The organism is Yersinia similis (genome assembly GCF_001053095.1).
In the GTDB taxonomy this organism is placed as follows: domain Bacteria; phylum Pseudomonadota; class Gammaproteobacteria; order Enterobacterales; family Enterobacteriaceae; genus Yersinia; species Yersinia similis.
The window spans coordinates 73,127-89,702 of record NZ_CGBP01000012.1 but is presented as its reverse complement, the minus strand read 5'-3'; the positions used below and the strand labels follow the sequence as shown (position 1 = coordinate 89,702).

The window sequence follows — 16,576 nt, the reverse complement described above, 5'->3', positions numbered from 1 at the left end:
TTATGCAGGAAAGACGGCATCTTTACGATCTGCCGATTCTCTCCGCTGCGGACACTGTGTCTATAACTTCAATTAAGGTAAAACTTTTGCAGACAAGATAGTGATGGGTTTAACGGGTACATTCTGATAGGGACCGACGTTTTCTGTCTGAACCTGAGAAATTTTTTCGACGACATCCATGCCTTTAACGACTTTACCGAATACCGCATAACCAAAGTCACGTTGACCGTGGTCAAGAAAAGCATTATCTGCCACGTTCAAGAAAAATTGACTGGTGGCGCTGTCTTTATCTGCGGTACGGGCCATCGAAATGGTACCACGCAGGTTACGCAAGCCATTATCTGCTTCATTTTTGATAGGTGTTTTAGGCGTTTTTTCTTTGAAATCTGCGGTAAAACCGCCGCCCTGAATCATAAAGCCAGGGATAACACGGTGGAAAATCGTGTTGTTATAGTAACCGTTGTTAACATAATCAACGAAATTCTGGGTTGAAATGGGTGCCTTCTGGCTATTAAGTTCCAGCTCAATATTCCCGGCCGACGTTGTTAACAACACATGAGGCTCACCGGCAGCTAAAGCAGCAGGTGCTACGGCGCTTAGGGAACATAGGGCAATGAAGGTCACTAAAGTACGTTTAAACATTAACGGTTCCTTTCTATGGGATGCGGACAACGGAAAAGCGCTTTGATTCTAGAGAGCTACCCCACGCAATGCCACCCATTTACGGATATTTACGTAACAGAATGCACATTCTCACTGAAAACCCGCCACATCGGCAGATAAAGCGCACAGTGACAATCAATGAATAAAATTCAAACAGTCACCACACCCCAGACAACCGCAAGATTCTGGAATCTGGATCACGATTCTCTTATTTTCCCTTCTCCCGACAGCCATTTTTGCGAGAAATATCTCATTTTGTTTTTGGTTACCCGTTAACCTGCTTCAAATGAGAGCGCTCTCATTTTGTTTTTTCCGCAAGTAAAGGCCCGCAATGCAACAGGAAGCTATCCGTAAGCGGAGACCGTACAAAGAAAGACAGGTTCACCTGATGAACGTCATGGTGATCCCGGATTTAGCCACAGACATGTTATCCACAGACATGACTGAATTTTATCGTCGGCAGAGCCGTTTGGAGACCCTACAATGAACACTTTTAAAATTACCATTATTGGCGGTGGGAGTAGCTATACCCCAGAGCTGGTTGATGGGCTGATTCAACGTATTGAACAATTACCCGTCACTGAACTGGCACTGGTTGATGTGGAGCAGGGTCGCCAAAAGGTAGAAATTATTGCCGCGCTGACCCAAAGAATGCTTGCCCGTCACGGGTTAGAACAAGTTAAAGTCAGTGTCCACTATTCGCTGGATGAGGCCATTCGCGGTGCCCGTTTTGTCCTGACACAATTTCGTGTCGGTCAACTCCCTGCCAGGGCTGCAGACGAACGCTTAGGGTTAAAATATAATCTGCTCGGTCAGGAGACAACTGGAATTGGTGGCTTTGCCAAAGCACTGCGTACCATTCCGGTGATGCTTGATATTGCTGCTAAAGTTGAGCGATTGGCACCCAATGCCTGGATAATTAACTTTACTAACCCAGCCGGTATTGTCACCGAAGCCGTTGCCCGCTATAGCAAAGCGAAAATCATTGGTCTGTGTAATGTCCCGATCAGTATGCATCATATGATTGCCAAACTCTTGCAAGCCCCCTACGAAGACATTCAGCTACGCTTTGCCGGGCTGAATCATATGGTATGGGTACATGAAGTATTACAACGCGGGAAAGATGTCACCGCTGATGTGCTGAAAATGCTGTGTGATGGGGCATCATTGAGCATGAACAATATTAAGGAAGCCCCGTGGCCACCAGAGTTCCTGCAAGCAATGGGGGCCATCCCCTGCCCATATCATCGCTATTTCTACCAAACGCAGGACATGCTGGCAGAAGAGATGGCCGCAGCAGCTGAGCGCGGTACCCGTGCGGAGCAGGTGATGCAGGTGGAAAAAGAGCTGTTCACGTTGTACGCCGATCCGCATTTGGATACCAAACCAGAGCAGCTCAGCTTCCGGGGCGGATCATTTTATTCTGAAGTTGCATTGGAACTTATTCGTGCCATCCATAACAACTTAGGAACGCAACTAGTAGTAAATACAACAAACCGTGGAGCGATTCGCGGTTTATCTGATGATTCTGTGGTAGAAACTAACTGTATTATTGATGCGAAAGGGGCTCATCCATTAACCTTCGGCCCTTTACCGGTTTCTATGCATGGGCTAACCCAACAGGTAAAAGCCTATGAACGATTGACGATTGAAGCGGCGGTGCATGGCGATCGTCGCAGTGCCTTGTTAGCCTTAGTGACAAATCCACTGATTGCTAACGCCAGCATTGCTCAACCGTTACTGGAGGAGGTACTACAGGTGAATAAACCTTACTTACCTCAGTTCTCCGGTTTGTGATGACATAGCTAACATCATTGGTTTTGCCACAAGATCGGTTTACAGCAGTGTAGCGAATACCGCTAACACCGCAGCAGCGTCAAGGACGAAAGGTACAAACTGACGATTATGGCGGCCATATATAGGGTCGCCGTTTCACCTTAACAGGAGCAAAAGATGGTTACACTGGAAGACGTCGCGGTATTAGCCGGGGTATCCCGTGCTACGGTTTCCCGCGTGGTCAACGGTGATACCAATGTAAAAGCCCTTACACGTGAAAAGGTTGAGCAGGCAGTCGCGGTTCTGGGTTATACCCCGCATCCTGCCGCACGGGCACTGGCATCCAGCCAAAGTAATACGTTGGGGCTAGTGACCACCTCATACCGAGGGGGCTTTTTTGGTGCCTTAATGGATTTTGTGCAAACAGAAACAGAGTCCCAAGGCAAACAATTGTTGGTCACTCAGGGACGAGATAATGCAGATAAAGAATGGTTAGCCATTCAGCGTCTGTATAACTTACGCTGCGATGGATTAATCCTACATGTACGTTTTCTCAGTGACGAAAGGCTACGTCAGTTAGCCGCAGCAAACAGGCCTTTTGTGTTATTGGATAGGTTGGTTCCTGATCTTGAGGCTCGCTGTGTTACCTTTGATCATCATCGTGCCAGCCAAATGGCAACACAGGTGTTGATTGATGCGGGCCATCGCGACATCGCCTGTATCAGTGGCTCTTCACAACGCCAATCCAGTGTCTTACGCATTCGAGGGTTTCTTGATGCCATGCAGTTGGCGGGCTTAGAACCCGTTGCTTGTTTGGAGGGCGTTTACGATCTGGAAAGTGGCTACATGCGAGCGGACGAAATCCTCAAGCAACCCCGGCTACCAACCGCTATCTATTGCTGCAATGAAGAGATGGCAATTGGGGCATTACTGGCGATAAATAAACACCGTTTGCAGGTGCCACAAGATATTTCGCTGATTTGCTATGACAGTGGTGAGCGCGCTCCTTTTGTCTGCCCCGCCTTAACCAGCGTACACTTCCCAATTGTAGAAATGGCGCAATATGCCACGCAGTTACTGATTGACCCGCTGATCCCTACTGTCAATTTTCCACCCGCGATTATCATGCGTGATTCTGTTATGCCGCCGAAAACAGCGTGTTAATCGTTATTAACGTGGCAAGCCATGGCCTGCCACGTTCTACTAGCTTATTCATTCCCTCTTAGAATGTTAGGTTTAACTTGGTCCAGAAAGTGCGGCCAGGCTCATTCAGCGGGGTATTAACTGAATAACCAAAACCGCTATTACCCGCCAGATTAAGATGTTCGCTGTAAGCCTTATTCAGCAAATTATCGATGCCGCTACTTAACTTCACTTGCTTATTCACCTTATAGGCTAGGTTAGCCGACAGTACGCCAAACCCCGCACTGCTGGAAAAATCTTTACCGACGACATTCCCTTCGTTGATCGCCACCCGATGCTGACTATTGACCAAACGCCATAAGGCAGAGCTGCTCCAGTCGCCTGCTTCAAATGTCAGCCCTAACCGCGCCTCAAGTGGTGGAATTTGCGGCAATGGCCGGTTATCACTGGTATTTTCCCCCCAGGCATAAGCCAGACTGGCATCGGCCTTCCAATACGGGTTGAGGGCATATTCCATCCCCATCTCGCCGCCCATAATGGTCGCGTTAATATTATCGGCCTGGCTGATACGTAGATTTTTCGGATCATATTTAAACAGGATAAAATCATTAACCCGGCCAATATAAGCGGAGAGCCAACCCGTAAATTGTTCACCGCTGTATTGACCGCCAATATCAATCTGCGTGGTTTTTTCGCTTTTTACACCCTCAAAGGCGCTAGTAGATCCTGTTGGCCCGAGCTTTGGTGAAAATAGCTCCCAATAATCAGGAAAACGCTCGGTATGCCCCAAGCCGGCATACAACATCACCGGTGCATTAGCCAGATTATGCTCAACACGCATAAAGGCAGCAGGGAGGGTAGCGGAGCGCGTCGGTTCATTTGTGCGGATATAATTCGTTACCTGGTGACGGTCAATACGCGCCCCGCTGATCAGCTTATTTTGTTCACTTGCCGCCCAAGTTAACTCACCGAACACACCGTTATTCATGAAGTGGGCATTTTTATCCCAGTTCCCCTGTTTATTCTTGCGGTGTGTATTGGTTTGCATATCCGAACCCGCTTCCAGCTTTAGGTCCTGCCACAGCCAAGTCCCCATTACCCGACCGCCGAGCATCCGCCGGTCCAGATTGCTAGACATCGCCATCATCGGTGAGGTACGTAAGGTATTGTTATCCATAATATGGTCTACATAGGTGTAGTTAATTTTGGCTTCGATTTTATCCAGCACCTCGCCAATATTACTTTTCTCAAAGCGGGCTGCCAGGCTCTCACGCAGGAACTGAGAACCATCCATACCGCGACCGCCATAGCGGGCTTCACCATTCCCTTTTCCTACCGACAGTTCAAGTAATGTATCGGTATCTGGCGTCCAGCCTAACGCCATATCGGCATTCCACTTATCCCATTGAGAGGGTACGCGGGCATTGTTACCGTCTTTATAATCAGCAGCCCGAGACTGATTCCCCATCATCCGTAGATAGCCCTGCTCGTTACCCAAACTGGCATCAAGATTTTTATCCCAGCGCCCATTAGAACCCGCTAACACGCTGGCATTACCTTTGATGCCAGCCTTGTCAAAATGTGGGCGCTCCCGTTCAAATAAAATGGTCCCGGCAGAAGCTCCAGGCCCCCACAACACCGATTGCGGCCCTTTGACGACCGTGAGCAGATCAAAACTCTCTGGTGAAATATAAGAGGTTGGCGCATCCATTCGCGATGGGCAGGTACCTAAGATCTCAGCACCATCGGTCAGAATTTTTAGCCGCGAACCGAACATGCCACGGAACACCACATCACCGTTGGTACCACCATTACGGACGAGTGAAAAACCGGGAATGGTCCTCAGATAATCAGCGCCGTCACTGGCTGGTACGGGCTGGCGGGGTGCTTTAGGCGATGTGACAATCATCAGCGGCGAATACAGAGGGGCCGTTACCGTGATGACATCAGCGTCATTGAGTTTTTTATTACTGTTATGCGTGCTTGATATATTAATGGCTGAGCGATTCACAACGGTCATACTCGTAGTATCGGCAATAGCATTTGAAGCAAAGGCAGAAATAGCAGAAGTAACCGCACACGCTAATAATTTCTTTTTACAGACTTTAATTTTCCCAGACATCATTATTTCCCCTTAGGCAATACACATTATTCCGGCGGGATATTTACCCATACCAGAAAAGTGGTTTTATATTTTTTAGCTTTTTATCAGGAATAAAATGTAGGGGGGGCGCGCGGTTGTATTTCGGAATAGGTGTCTTTAATGATTTGCGGAAAAGTAAATAACAGCGGGGTAGTGGCCGCCAGCAGTGATACGGAGCGAATATCTGCTTTAGCGGCAGTATTCAGGAGTGGCAGATGGGTCAATAAGAGGCAATAACCACACGCAATATGGCCCATCATCACGGTGCCGTGATTAGGTACTTTCTTGAGTGTTTCAGTGGTGTGATCGGCTTGAGAAGTGGCTTCTGGCGTACTATTTCGATGCACCACCGCCATATCCATGTCGCAATCGACCATCGTGATGAAAGCCGTATTTGGGCCATACGAAAGCGCCAGTGATACTGAAACCACCGGTGCAATAAATAACATCAGTATCGCCGCGATCCCCACCCAGGCAGAGACTCGCCGATTTTGATAAAAAGTTTGATTTAACTTTTGATTTAACAACACTTACGACCTAATAGCATTACATGCTTAACCATCGTTCTTATAATAAGGTTCACTGCCCTGCCACCCGGAAATAACGCACTCTACCCGTCATACTTCAAGTTGCATGTGTGTTGGCTGTCTTCATTACTCGGCGCACCCATGGGCCTCGCAGAGGCGAGACCACTGTAAGTAGCATTCAAATGGGTTCCCGACCAATTTATCCCTCAGTTGCCGCCTTCCTGAAACTCGAATTACTTTGGGTATATCTCAATGATAAAGCGCAAAAATTTATTTAATTATTATGATTTACCTGAACGGCTATTCCGCCTTACTCACCATTTTAGGCGCTCAATAATATTGGATCTGAAAATCGCGTTTATCATAGCGGAGTCAACATCAACGTAACCTCAAATTTAAGGCAATTAAGAATCTTTATCGTTTAGCTCGCGCAATAACCTATTACAAATCACCTTTACTAATAATGTCATTTCATTAATTGCACTAAAAATTTAATGTATCTCACAAAAAAACATTATGCCTGTGCTAGGATCCACTGCCTTAGCGCTAAAACTGGGTTTAACACCTTTTTAGTCCTATATCCGTTTTAGCAATAATCATTTTTAAACTAGATACCCGAAGGTATTGGCGTTGCAACAAAGCAGCAAACAAGTACCGCTAACCATCCTGTGGTGACAAGAATGCTGTAGCGCCAAAGAGGAAGGGTAAATACTGACATACAGGCCACACCTATGAACAACAGCAATCGTATTCGGCTCACTTGGATCAGTTACTTGTCTTACGCCCTTACTGGTGCGTTAGTTATTGTCACCGGGATTGTGATGGGGAATATCGCAGAGTATTTCAATCTGCCTATTGCCAGTATGAGTAACACATTTACTTTTCTTAACGCGGGTATTTTGATTTCTATTTTCCTCAATGCCTGGTTGATGGAAATTATTCCGTTAAAGCGCCAGTTGGTCTTTGGTTTCATTTTGATGTTGATCGCCATTGCCGGATTGATGGTCGGCCATAATTTAATGATCTTTTCAATCAGCATGTTTATTTTCGGGGTGGTCAGCGGGATTACCATGTCGATAGGCACCTTCTTGGTAACCCATATGTACGAAGGCCGCCAGCGAGGTTCACGGTTGCTGTTTACCGATTCCTTTTTCAGTATGGCGGGGATGATTTTCCCAATCGCGGCAGCCATGCTGCTGGCGCGCCACATTGAATGGTATTGGGTCTACGCCTGCATCGGCCTATTGTATGTAGGGATTTTCGTGCTGACACTGTGCTCTGAATTCCCGGTTCTTGGCCATAAAGCCACAGACCAAAGTAAGCCAGTGGCGAAAGAGAAATGGGGAGTCGGTGTGTTGTTTCTGGCGATTGCCGCACTGTGTTATATCCTCGGACAACTCGGCTTCATCCAGTGGGTGCCAGAATATGCGACCAAAACCTTCAATATGAATATTAGCCAGGCGGGCCAATTGGTCAGTAACTTCTGGATTTCATACATGGTAGGGATGTGGGTATTCAGTTTTATCCTGCGTTTCTTTGACCTGCAACGCATCGTGACCGTGCTGGCTGCCATGGCAACACTGGCGATGTATCTGTTTGTCAGCACCGATAACCCTGAATACTTGAGTTACTACATTTTGGCGTTAGGTTTTGTTTCCAGTGCTATTTATACCACGCTGATTACACTCGGTTCACTGCAAACCAAAGTGTCTTCACCCAAACTGGTGAACTTCATTCTGACCTGCGGCACCGTAGGGACCATGCTGACCTTTGTGGTGACTGGCCCTATCGTCGCCAGCAGCGGTGTACATGCCGCACTGGCAACGGCAAACGGTTTGTATTTGGCGGTATTTATCCTGTGTCTGGCATTGGGTTTCTTCACCAAACACCGTAGCCACGGCCATGTGACCCACTGATTTATCTGCGTTACCGCCCTGCCGCCGCCAAGGTGGCAGGGTATTTATGATTCACTAATGCCGTAAACATCGAAAATCCTACCGTTAACGACGAAAATCCACGATCTCTTCCTGCCCCAGATATATCCGGCTCTTTGCGGGTTGCGTCTTCGCGATCACCACACCATGACGAATAGAGTAATTGACGGGAACCTGCCGCCGTAGAGCATCAAAACCATTTTCTGCGGGTAGAATAATCAGGTTGGCGCTGTTACCAGCTTGCAAACCATAATCCGCTAAATTCAGCGTCCTGGCACTGTGGGTGGTTATCAGATTCAGGCCATCATTAATTTGTTCGTATCCCATCAACTGACAAATATGTAATCCCATATGCAGCACCTGCAACATATTGGCGGTACCTAGCGGATACCACGGGTCGAACACATCGTCATGACCGAAACACACATTAATATCGGCAGCCAACATCTCTTTGACCCGCGTGATACCACGCCGCTTTGGATAAGTATCAAAACGGCCTTGCAGATGAATATTCACCAGCGGGTTAGCGACAAAATTAATGCCAGATAATTTCAGTAAGCGGAACAGCCGTGATGTATAGGCACCATTATAAGAGTGCATCGCCGTGGTATGGCTGGCGGTTACCCGTGCCCCCATGTTTTCGCGAAGAGCCAGCGCCGCCACGGTTTCGATAAACCGCGATTGCTCATCATCCGTTTCATCGCAATGAACATCCACCAGCCGCTGATATTTTTGTGCTAATGCAAACGCAATATGCAAGGATTCCACACCATATTCGCGGGTGAATTCAAAATGGGGGATCGCCCCCACCGCATCCGCACCCAAGCGCAGTGCCTCTTCCAATAACGCCGCACCATCAGGATAAGAGAGGATGCCCTCTTGTGGGAAAGCCACAATCTGCATATCAACCCAAGGGCTGACCTCTTCTTTCACCTCCAACATGGCGCTCAATGCCGTCAAATGTGGATCGGAAACATCAACATGCGTACGGACATACTGAATACCGTTGGCTATCTGCCATTTCAATGTTTGCCAGGCCCGCTGCTTAACATCCTCGCGCGTTAGTAGCGCTTTGCGCTCCGCCCAACGTTCAATTCCCTCAAACAGGGTTCCCGACTGATTCCAACTCGGTTGCCCAGCGGTTTGAGTCGTATCCAGATGAATATGCGGCTCAATAAATGGCGGGAGCGCCAAACCGCCCTGCGCATCCAGCACGCCTTGCCCTGTCAGGGGCTGTTCCGGCTGAGGCTGAATCATGCTGATTTTGCCTTCCGCTATCGTTATCTGCCACAGCCCCGCTAACCCGATACGACGCACATTATTTACAGTCGTTAGTGAATAATTCGGTACAGATTGCCCTGCCATCAATGCCTCCAATCTCTCTTTCCTCCTCTCGTCATCACGAAAAGCGGTTTTCTTTAGCTTACCTGAGCCACCGTCACCTGCCCAATTTTCTTTTACTCATAATAATTTTTTCTTTACTGGGGCCAGTTTGGATATCGAAAATTATTGTACGTTAAGGTTATTTTTTAACCTTTCTACTTTAGCTGGCCTCAGCCGACGAAACTTACCGGAAGCCGGTATCCGGTTGCTTTTCCATACATAATCGCCTGTCAGATTGATGTGTTCCCAGCCTAGCGGGGACAAATGCGACAGCAATTGCTCGTTGATTTTCAGCCCTTTACGCTTCAGGGCATCGACAGCTCTTTCCATATAGACGGTATTCCACAAGGATATGGCGGCTGTCAGGAGCGTCAGTCCACTGGCACGATAGCTCTGATTTTCCGGTTTTCGGTCCCTGATCTCTCCCAGCCGGTGCATAAATACCGCTCGCGCCAGCGCGTTACGGGCTTCACCTTTATTCAGCCCCGCCTGTACCCGCCGACGCAGTGCAGGATCGCGGAACCAGTCGAGCATAAACAGGGTTCGCTCAATGCGGCCAATTTCTCTCAGTGCTTTGGCCAGCCCGTTTTGTTTGGGATAGCTGGCAAGCTTTTTCAGCATCAGGGCTGAACCGCCCCGGGAATCCTGGAGACTAAACTAGTCGTTAAAAGGAGACTCAAATGTCATCAAATCGTTACTCACCTGAATTACGCGAACAAGCAGTGAGATTGGTTTTAGATCACCGCAGCGAGTACTCGACAGAGCTTGACGCTGTCAGAGCGGTTGCCCCTAAAATCGGTTGTCATGCGGATACTTTGCGTGCATGGATGCGTCAGCATGAACAAAATACCCTCTCACCAACAACGGCTCTAACAACCAATGAACACCAGCGTTTGAAGGAGTTAGAGCGCGAGAACCGTGAACTGCGCCGCAGCAACGATATCCTGCGTCAGGCTTCAGCGTATTTTGCCCAGGCGGAGCTCGACCGCCACTGGAAGAAATAATGCCGTTTCTGGAAAATCTGGGCAATGAGCATGGGATCGAGCCGATATGTCATGAACTGGACATTGCCCCATCAACGTATTACTGGCATCAACAACGTCGGTAACATCCTGAGCATCGCAGTAAGAGTGACAAAAGTGATGGTCAGCTTATGCCGGAAATACGGCGTGTTTTTGAAGAAAACTACCGTGTTTACGGGTACCGTAAAGTCTGGCAACAGTTAAAACGCGAAGGGTTCCACGTGGCCAGATGTACAGTGGTGAGACTGATGAAGACGCTGAAGATAAAGGGGGTAATACGTGGCAGAACGCCCGAACCAACTGTGGGTAGCAGATTTTACCTACGTCAGCACCTGGCAGGGCTTCACGTATGTGGCGTTCATTATCGATGTGTTTGCCGGAGTTATCGTAGGGTGGCGAACCTCATCAACGATGGAAACGACCTTCGTGCTGGATGCGTTGGAGCAGGCGCTGTGGGCCCGACGCCCGAGCGGAACCATCCATCACAGTGATAAAGGTTCCCAATATGTGTCGCTGGCGTACACACAACGGCTGAAAGATGCTGAGTTGTTGGCGTCGACGGGCAGCACAGGAGACTCTTACGATAACGCGCTGGCTGAAAGCGTCAACGGCCTGTACAAGGCAGAAGTGAACCACCGAAAAAGCTGGAAAACGCGTCAGGATGTCAAGCTGGCGACGCTGGAATGGGTGGACTGGTTTAACAATCGCAGACTGTTAGAACGCTTAGGCCATATCCCGCCGATGGAAGCAGAAAAAGCCAACTATGCTTCACATACTGACAAATATCTGGCAGCGTGAACAACGGGTTCAAAAACTCTCCAAGAAAACCGGGGCGGTTCAGGGACGTTTGGAGTTAGCTTACTGACGAACTCTCTTCAGGAGTGGCAAGCCCCGCATCACAGGCAAAATATTCGTTGCTATTTGGGTTCAGACTCCCCAATAAAACCGATATTGCACAGCTCACCGATTGGTTAACTGAATTTACCGAAGGCGATTGTCTCACTGACAAACTGGCGTTCTCCGGCCGTTTTCAGAAAATGTCCAAGATTTTCAGCAGACACCAGGCTTGCGATAGTTTGCTGCAGTTGAAGAATATAAATGTCCTGCTGTTCGGCAGAAGCCTGCTTATCAATGTCCATCCGCAACGCCGGGTGCTCTGACAGCAGAGGAAGCAAAGATTTGATGAAATCGATCCCGTTACGCCGCCTGAACGCAAAAGAGATGTGTAGTGAATGGGAGTCACTCGGCTCTGGTGCATGCCAGTGGCCACGCGGCAAATACAAAAAGTCATTACTTTTTAGGATCAGACTCTCTGCGGGCGGACCTTCAGGAGGTGACATACGACTTTTATTCTCTGTGACAGGGAACAAAAAGTCAGGTGTCCAGAGATCCCATTTTTTTCTGCCGCTGAGCTGAAAGATTAGGGTGTCACTGTCATCCCAGTGCGTAGTAAATCCTTTCGTGCCACCGGTGCTGAAAAAGACTGTTGCGCCGGTTTTTTCCTGAAATTCAGTGGCTATGGCCTCAGCAATGTGCCGCACTTTGCTGGATAAGTCTTCGACAAAATCCAGTACCAAGGTAGCCCCGTCCCTCAATTCCTTCATGACGCGGTCTGGGATCAATTTCATGACAGGTTCACCCAGCGCTGAATGCGACCGCGCATTATATTCCACCGGGTTTAAGGGTTTTCCGACACGGACAAGACGGCAACGGGGAAACGACAGACGCCGGGTGTTGATAATGTCCTGTAACCCGTCCAGAGTTAGAATTGTGCCAGCCACCTCCTTGGGCATTCTGCCGCGGTAGACGGTATTTCGCGAAAAACATCCCAGAAATGCCTTGTACTGGTCCGGGCCAAGCAGGGAGGCCAGAGTGAGCGTCATTTGTGTGTTATCCATATTATCCTCTTTCACTGAACGCCTCCGGGTAGGTTTTTTCGTAGTAGCCTTTCATTTCTGTCTCTTCGAGGGACAGGGCCTTTTTCAGATGCCATGACCAGAGGAGAACTGGCGCCACCAGGATCACGGCGATCCCAGAAAATACGGCGAAGGGAGTGACGCCAAGCCAGTGAATGTACCAGCCGGCAATGACAACACCGAAAGGGTTAGCCAGACTTGAAAGAAACGCCGCCATTGCACTCATTCGTGTCCGGTAATGCCCAGGTGTGGCAGTCGATCGTAGAGTGCTGAGGTTGACATTGATAAAGATGAACGCCAGACCACTAAAGAAGGCCAGGACAATGGAAACATAGATGTTAGGTGCCATCACAATTCCGATGACACTCCCGCCTAGCAGTACAAATCCAGAGACTACATTCCAGAAGCGTCCAATCAGTTCCCTAATAGCCGTGTTCAGATACAGGCTGCCCGCCAACAGTCCGAGGGCAAATGAAAACTCAAATGCACCAAGATAAGACGCCGGCAGTTGCAGTTCAGTACTTATCCAGAATGGTACCGTCACCGAAAAGAAGGGGAACATGGTAAAATTGATGACCGAGGAAATTAAGGCGATATGAAACTCTGATTTCACACGGTAAATGGCAGTAAACCCCCCTTTCGTTTTGCTGAACCAGCTTTCACCATTGAGCGCCGAGGATGCAGGCACGGGTTTTTTCGCGAGCACAATGAAGGCTAGGCACGACAGTCCCTGCAGCACGGCGGCGACATACAGCGCTACACCTATAGAAAACAATGAGATGAGTGAGGCGGCCAGTACCGGTCCGGACAACATAATCACTGAATTGATGGCTGAACGACTGGAAATCGCCCGGGAGATTTCCCCCTCTCCGACCAGATCGGGTATCAATCCCATGATAGTGGGTTCTCTGACCGAGACCACGGCACTCATGACAATTAGACCTGTGGTCACGGCAATGATGTGAAAGTGACCCGCTGTATTGGCGAGGCAAAACAGAATAATCATTGCCAGAACAGCGAACTGGCAACAAACAATGAATTTTATCCGGTGAAAATGATCGCCAAAAGAGGCCAGAAAAGGCTTCAGATAAACCTCTGCGGCAACCGAAAACGCGATCAGGGATGAGAATGCGACCGCCGAATTCGTTTCCTTTAAACACCACCAAGCTAGGGCTAGGCGGAACACATGGCCAGAAAACAGACTTATAGTAGTGCCGGTTTGTAGCAGGAAAAATTTGGGGCCGAGCCGCATGAACACATCAATTTTCATGGCGAGTATCAAACTCCTGCAGTTGGTTCCTTTCGTGCGGAGTCAGTCCCATTACGCCACCTTTGAGGCTAAATACGCGACTGAAACCTTGTTCCTGAAGAAAAAGGATCGCCCGCTGACTGCGGCTGCCGGATTTGCAGTAACACACGATCGGAAGCGCCTGCGGCAATTCTTCAAGGCGTTCGGGTAGCTCCCTTAAAGGGATATGTACGCCACCGATGGAAACCGATTCACGTTCAGCCTGTTCTCTGACATCCAGCAAGATTAGTGACGGAACACTGGATTTCATACGAATAAGGTGCGAGAAACTGATATTTTCCAGAGCCTCTGTCTGCGCGGCTAATTCACTGACCTGTATGGAAATGCGCGGTTTCAGACGCAGCAGGGAGGAGCGATTGCTGAGGGCATCATAGGTCATGACCCGATCGCAGAGCACATCCCCCATACCTGTTACAATCTTGAGAACCTCCCCGGCCTGCATTGTGCCGAGGATCCCTGGCAATACACCTAGGACGCCGGCATCGCTGCAGTTTTCACGAAATTCAGCCTGTGGTGGTGCCGGAAACAAATCCCGGTAACTCAGGGAAGTGCCGGTTGTTCCCCTGTAGTGAAAAACAGCCAGTTGTCCCTCAAACTGAAAAATGGATGCATACACCAGCGGTTTCTGCAGTTCATCACAGATATCATTAATCAGATATTTGGTCTCAAAATTATCGGTACAGTCTACAACGATATCGTACTGTCTGAGGAGCCCCTTGGCATTGACGGCGTTGACCCGTTCATGGTTGACCTCAATGTCGATAAAGGGGTTGAGGGCAGACAGGCGCTTAGCGGCGAGAATGGCTTTACTTTCACCAATGTTCTGGTGACTGAACAGAACCTGTCGTGGAAGATTGCTTGCACTGATCACGTCATGATCAGCAATGCCTATGTGTCCGATACCCGCCCCGGCAAGATAAAGCAGACAGGGTGCGCCAAGGCCACCGCTGCCTATCACCAGAACGCGGGCGGCTTTCAGCTTTAACTGCATTTTTTCATCAAAACCCGGCAACGAAAAGTGCCGCAGATAATACTCCTGCTCACTAACGGACAAGTGACTCATCTTAGCCTCCGGCCACAGCAACAATAATCTGGATCCGTGAATGGGGAAGTACCGGCATGCGTAAATCGTCGGCCATTTCTTCATTCACAAAGATATTCACAAAATTACGCAGCGTCCGGTCCTGATTATAAATCTGTGCCTTCAGCATAGGATGAGATTGCACCAGATCGTCCAGTGCCTGCTCAATGGTGGTTGCCTCACTGATAAAGTCACCTGTCAGGTTGGTGTAGTTCATCAGCTGTCTTGGCAGTGTTAATTTAACCATAACGTATCTTTTCTCCCATCACTTGGACGATATCTTTTCCTGTCGGCTTTAACTCGCGCATAACCATGAGTTGTTCCATGCATCCGGAGTAATACATCTTCAGCCATGCAAAACGCTCTTCCTCCTCCGTCGATAATTTCACGATGGTGTTCTTTTTTTGATAATAGACCAGCGTGCAGGCAGCAAAGTGAGACGCAAAAATGACCCCACGCGCATCCTTATTTTTAGTGCCGGAGGGCAAGGTGTAATGCTGACTAATCGTTTCATCATGAAAGCTATCCATCTCACACAACATCCCCAGCCAGATATGGGCAGTTTCATGGATAATCACTTCCACAAGCCAGTGCTCACTTTTAAAGGCCTTGTCGCCCAGAAATATAACCTGCGGAATATGATGATTTGTCAGACTCACCATACTTTTATTATTCGTGAGTTTTTTATATTGCACGGGAAGTGAGAAATATACAGCCCACTCTGGGACGATGTTGACAATCGACTTGACGGCGATTGTCACCGCCTCTTCCTCCTCCGGGGAAAGGACGTCATACACTGGGTACTCAATACCCAGCTGCGCATTACGGCGGCGAAATGGTTCGTCTATTGCCTCAGGGATAAGATATTCCGAAGCTTTCGAAAATGTTTTCAACAATACGTGGCGATAATGTGCGGTTAAAGTGATCAGTGTTTGTGCATCAAACGAACATGAAATCATCGGAACCCCTTGGGTTTTATCGATGAGCTTAATTAATCTGGTTTCCATGCTGACTCCGAATATTAGAAAAGGGTTGTTCATGAAAAAAATCAACAACATCCCGGGTTTTCAGTCGAAAGTCCTCCATGCGACTGAGCATGGCGCAGAACGACTGATTCCCACCATTCATGAGTTCGTGACTTTTCTTTCTTAAGTATGTGATAGTGCGGTCGCCAAACCACATATTCTGCAAATTGTGCATAAGAATGTTGTGCACTTTCCTGGTGATAACAGACTGCCTGAGCGCTTCATTCAACAGACATTCAAAATGAATGAGAGGTTCACTCACCGGAAACCATGGGGATTCCGTACTATGTACCAGGGCGACGTAATCATCAGGCAGGTCCTCATCGTCAATAAAGCGTTGGTAAACCATGCCATAACCTTTCATACCCAGCTCATGCATTTCCGCAGCGCGAATTGCCCCCATTGAGCTCAAACCCCAGACCTGCCAGCCCGCGGTTAGTGCATTTTTTATTTCTACGTGCGACACCGCCGGAAATGTGTGATACGTCCCGTCTACAATGACGATAGTTGCCGGTGATGCTAGGCCGATAAGGTGCTGAATATCTCCCCGTCGTACGGGAGGAAATACCTCTGTATACTGGGGGAGGTGTTGGTCCAGCGGCAGGTTATAGGCAGTGGGGCCAATGTAGAGATAGATTTTTTCGCTATGCATAT

14 protein-coding genes, 2 pseudogenes and 1 other annotated feature are annotated in these 16,576 nt (G+C 48.6%); of the genes and pseudogenes, 5 read left to right on the top strand and 11 right to left on the bottom strand.

Going from position 1 to position 16,576, the window contains the following annotated elements; translation table 11 throughout:
* Positions 1-72: 72 nt before the first annotated feature.
* On the bottom strand, positions 73-642 hold the full coding sequence (ppiA, locus tag AC971_RS10920; protein WP_002208878.1) for a peptidylprolyl isomerase A: 570 nt from the start codon (positions 640-642) through the stop codon (positions 73-75).
* 352 nt (positions 643-994) lie between these two features.
* On the opposite strand from ppiA, the gene AC971_RS24270 reads away from it, so the two are divergent.
* From AC971_RS24270 to AC971_RS10910, 3 genes are all read left to right on the top strand, one after another.
* The gene (locus tag AC971_RS24270; protein WP_155408950.1) at positions 995-1,150 is read left to right on the top strand and encodes a hypothetical protein; all 156 of its coding nucleotides are present in this window, start codon (positions 995-997) and stop codon (positions 1,148-1,150) included.
* Positions 1,147-2,460, top strand: a complete 1,314-nt coding sequence (locus AC971_RS10915; RefSeq protein ID WP_025381760.1) for a 6-phospho-beta-glucosidase — start codon at positions 1,147-1,149, stop codon at positions 2,458-2,460. The genes AC971_RS24270 and AC971_RS10915 overlap by 4 nt, the downstream gene beginning before the upstream one ends.
* A 156-nt stretch (positions 2,461-2,616) precedes the next feature.
* Positions 2,617-3,603 (top strand): LacI family DNA-binding transcriptional regulator, encoded by a 987-nt coding sequence (locus AC971_RS10910; RefSeq protein ID WP_025381761.1) that lies wholly within the window; start codon positions 2,617-2,619, stop codon positions 3,601-3,603.
* A 58-nt stretch (positions 3,604-3,661) separates the two neighbouring features.
* Here AC971_RS10910 and AC971_RS10905 read toward each other — a convergent pair whose 3' ends face one another.
* Both AC971_RS10905 and AC971_RS10900 read right to left on the bottom strand, forming a co-directional pair.
* Positions 3,662-5,707 carry a TonB-dependent copper receptor gene (locus tag AC971_RS10905; protein WP_025381762.1) on the bottom strand — a complete coding sequence of 682 codons (2,046 nt, stop codon included), beginning with the start codon at positions 5,705-5,707 and terminating at the stop codon, positions 3,662-3,664.
* Positions 5,708-5,790: 83 nt separating this feature from the next.
* Positions 5,791-6,195, bottom strand: coding sequence for a DUF2946 domain-containing protein (locus AC971_RS10900; protein ID WP_261374288.1), 405 nt, complete (start codon positions 6,193-6,195; stop codon positions 5,791-5,793).
* Positions 6,196-6,983: 788 nt separating this feature from the next.
* Between AC971_RS10900 and tsgA the strand changes: the two genes are divergently transcribed.
* Positions 6,984-8,168, top strand: coding sequence for an MFS transporter TsgA (gene tsgA / locus AC971_RS10895; RefSeq protein ID WP_025381764.1), 1,185 nt, complete (start codon positions 6,984-6,986; stop codon positions 8,166-8,168).
* Between the two features lie 84 nt (positions 8,169-8,252).
* Here tsgA and AC971_RS10890 read toward each other — a convergent pair whose 3' ends face one another.
* A complete protein-coding gene (locus AC971_RS10890) occupies positions 8,253-9,551 on the bottom strand; it encodes a cytosine deaminase (protein WP_038402053.1) in 1,299 nt (432 codons plus the stop codon).
* 141 nt (positions 9,552-9,692) lie between these two features.
* A pseudogene (locus AC971_RS10885) lies at positions 9,693-10,223 on the bottom strand (Tn3 family transposase); the annotation flags it as partial.
* Positions 10,224-10,249: 26 nt separating this feature from the next.
* Here AC971_RS10885 and AC971_RS10875 point away from each other — a divergent pair.
* A pseudogene (locus AC971_RS10875) lies at positions 10,250-11,389 on the top strand (IS3 family transposase).
* Positions 10,528-10,644, top strand: a sequence feature (AL1L pseudoknot). (Overlaps the previous pseudogene by 117 nt.)
* Before the next feature lie 173 nt (positions 11,390-11,562).
* Here the strand turns inward: AC971_RS10875 and AC971_RS10870 are convergent.
* The 6 genes from AC971_RS10870 to AC971_RS10845 form a co-directional block, all read right to left on the bottom strand.
* The gene (locus AC971_RS10870) at positions 11,563-12,195 is read right to left on the bottom strand and encodes a JmjC domain-containing protein (protein WP_414826405.1); all 633 of its coding nucleotides are present in this window, start codon (positions 12,193-12,195) and stop codon (positions 11,563-11,565) included.
* Between the two features lie 295 nt (positions 12,196-12,490).
* Complete coding sequence (locus AC971_RS10865; RefSeq protein ID WP_025381769.1) at positions 12,491-13,777, bottom strand: MFS transporter; 1,287 nt, start codon at positions 13,775-13,777, stop codon at positions 12,491-12,493.
* Positions 13,767-14,879, bottom strand: a complete 1,113-nt coding sequence (locus AC971_RS10860) for a HesA/MoeB/ThiF family protein (protein WP_025381770.1) — start codon at positions 14,877-14,879, stop codon at positions 13,767-13,769. The genes AC971_RS10865 and AC971_RS10860 overlap by 11 nt, the downstream gene beginning before the upstream one ends.
* A gap of 1 nt (position 14,880) precedes the next feature.
* On the bottom strand, positions 14,881-15,144 hold the full coding sequence (locus AC971_RS10855; RefSeq protein ID WP_025381771.1) for a MoaD/ThiS family protein: 264 nt from the start codon (positions 15,142-15,144) through the stop codon (positions 14,881-14,883).
* A complete protein-coding gene (locus tag AC971_RS10850) occupies positions 15,137-15,904 on the bottom strand; it encodes an HEXXH motif-containing putative peptide modification protein (protein WP_025381772.1) in 768 nt (255 codons plus the stop codon). The genes AC971_RS10855 and AC971_RS10850 overlap by 8 nt, the downstream gene beginning before the upstream one ends.
* Positions 15,885-16,574: a TfuA-like protein gene (locus tag AC971_RS10845; protein ID WP_025381773.1), complete on the bottom strand. Its 690-nt coding sequence runs from the start codon at positions 16,572-16,574 to the stop codon at positions 15,885-15,887. The genes AC971_RS10850 and AC971_RS10845 overlap by 20 nt, the downstream gene beginning before the upstream one ends.
* Between the last annotated feature and the right edge of the window lie 2 nt (positions 16,575-16,576).

What these genes read in the sequence shown, in the direction of transcription:
- ppiA (WP_002208878.1), bottom strand. Translation starts at nt 642, where the DNA reads ATGTTTAAACGTACTTTAGTGACCTTCATTGCCCTATGTTCCCTAAGC.
- AC971_RS24270 (WP_155408950.1), top strand. Translation starts at nt 995, where the DNA reads ATGCAACAGGAAGCTATCCGTAAGCGGAGACCGTACAAAGAAAGACAG.
- AC971_RS10915 (WP_025381760.1), top strand. Translation starts at nt 1,147, where the DNA reads ATGAACACTTTTAAAATTACCATTATTGGCGGTGGGAGTAGCTATACC.
- AC971_RS10910 (WP_025381761.1), top strand. Translation starts at nt 2,617, where the DNA reads ATGGTTACACTGGAAGACGTCGCGGTATTAGCCGGGGTATCCCGTGCT.
- AC971_RS10905 (WP_025381762.1), bottom strand. Translation starts at nt 5,707, where the DNA reads ATGATGTCTGGGAAAATTAAAGTCTGTAAAAAGAAATTATTAGCGTGT.
- tsgA (WP_025381764.1), top strand. Translation starts at nt 6,984, where the DNA reads ATGAACAACAGCAATCGTATTCGGCTCACTTGGATCAGTTACTTGTCT.
- AC971_RS10890 (WP_038402053.1), bottom strand. Translation starts at nt 9,551, where the DNA reads ATGGCAGGGCAATCTGTACCGAATTATTCACTAACGACTGTAAATAAT.
- AC971_RS10870 (WP_414826405.1), bottom strand. Translation starts at nt 12,195, where the DNA reads ATGAAGGAATTGAGGGACGGGGCTACCTTGGTACTGGATTTTGTCGAA.
- AC971_RS10865 (WP_025381769.1), bottom strand. Translation starts at nt 13,777, where the DNA reads ATGAAAATTGATGTGTTCATGCGGCTCGGCCCCAAATTTTTCCTGCTA.
- AC971_RS10860 (WP_025381770.1), bottom strand. Translation starts at nt 14,879, where the DNA reads ATGAGTCACTTGTCCGTTAGTGAGCAGGAGTATTATCTGCGGCACTTT.
- AC971_RS10855 (WP_025381771.1), bottom strand. Translation starts at nt 15,144, where the DNA reads ATGGTTAAATTAACACTGCCAAGACAGCTGATGAACTACACCAACCTG.
- AC971_RS10850 (WP_025381772.1), bottom strand. Translation starts at nt 15,904, where the DNA reads ATGGAAACCAGATTAATTAAGCTCATCGATAAAACCCAAGGGGTTCCG.
- AC971_RS10845 (WP_025381773.1), bottom strand. Translation starts at nt 16,574, where the DNA reads ATGCATAGCGAAAAAATCTATCTCTACATTGGCCCCACTGCCTATAAC.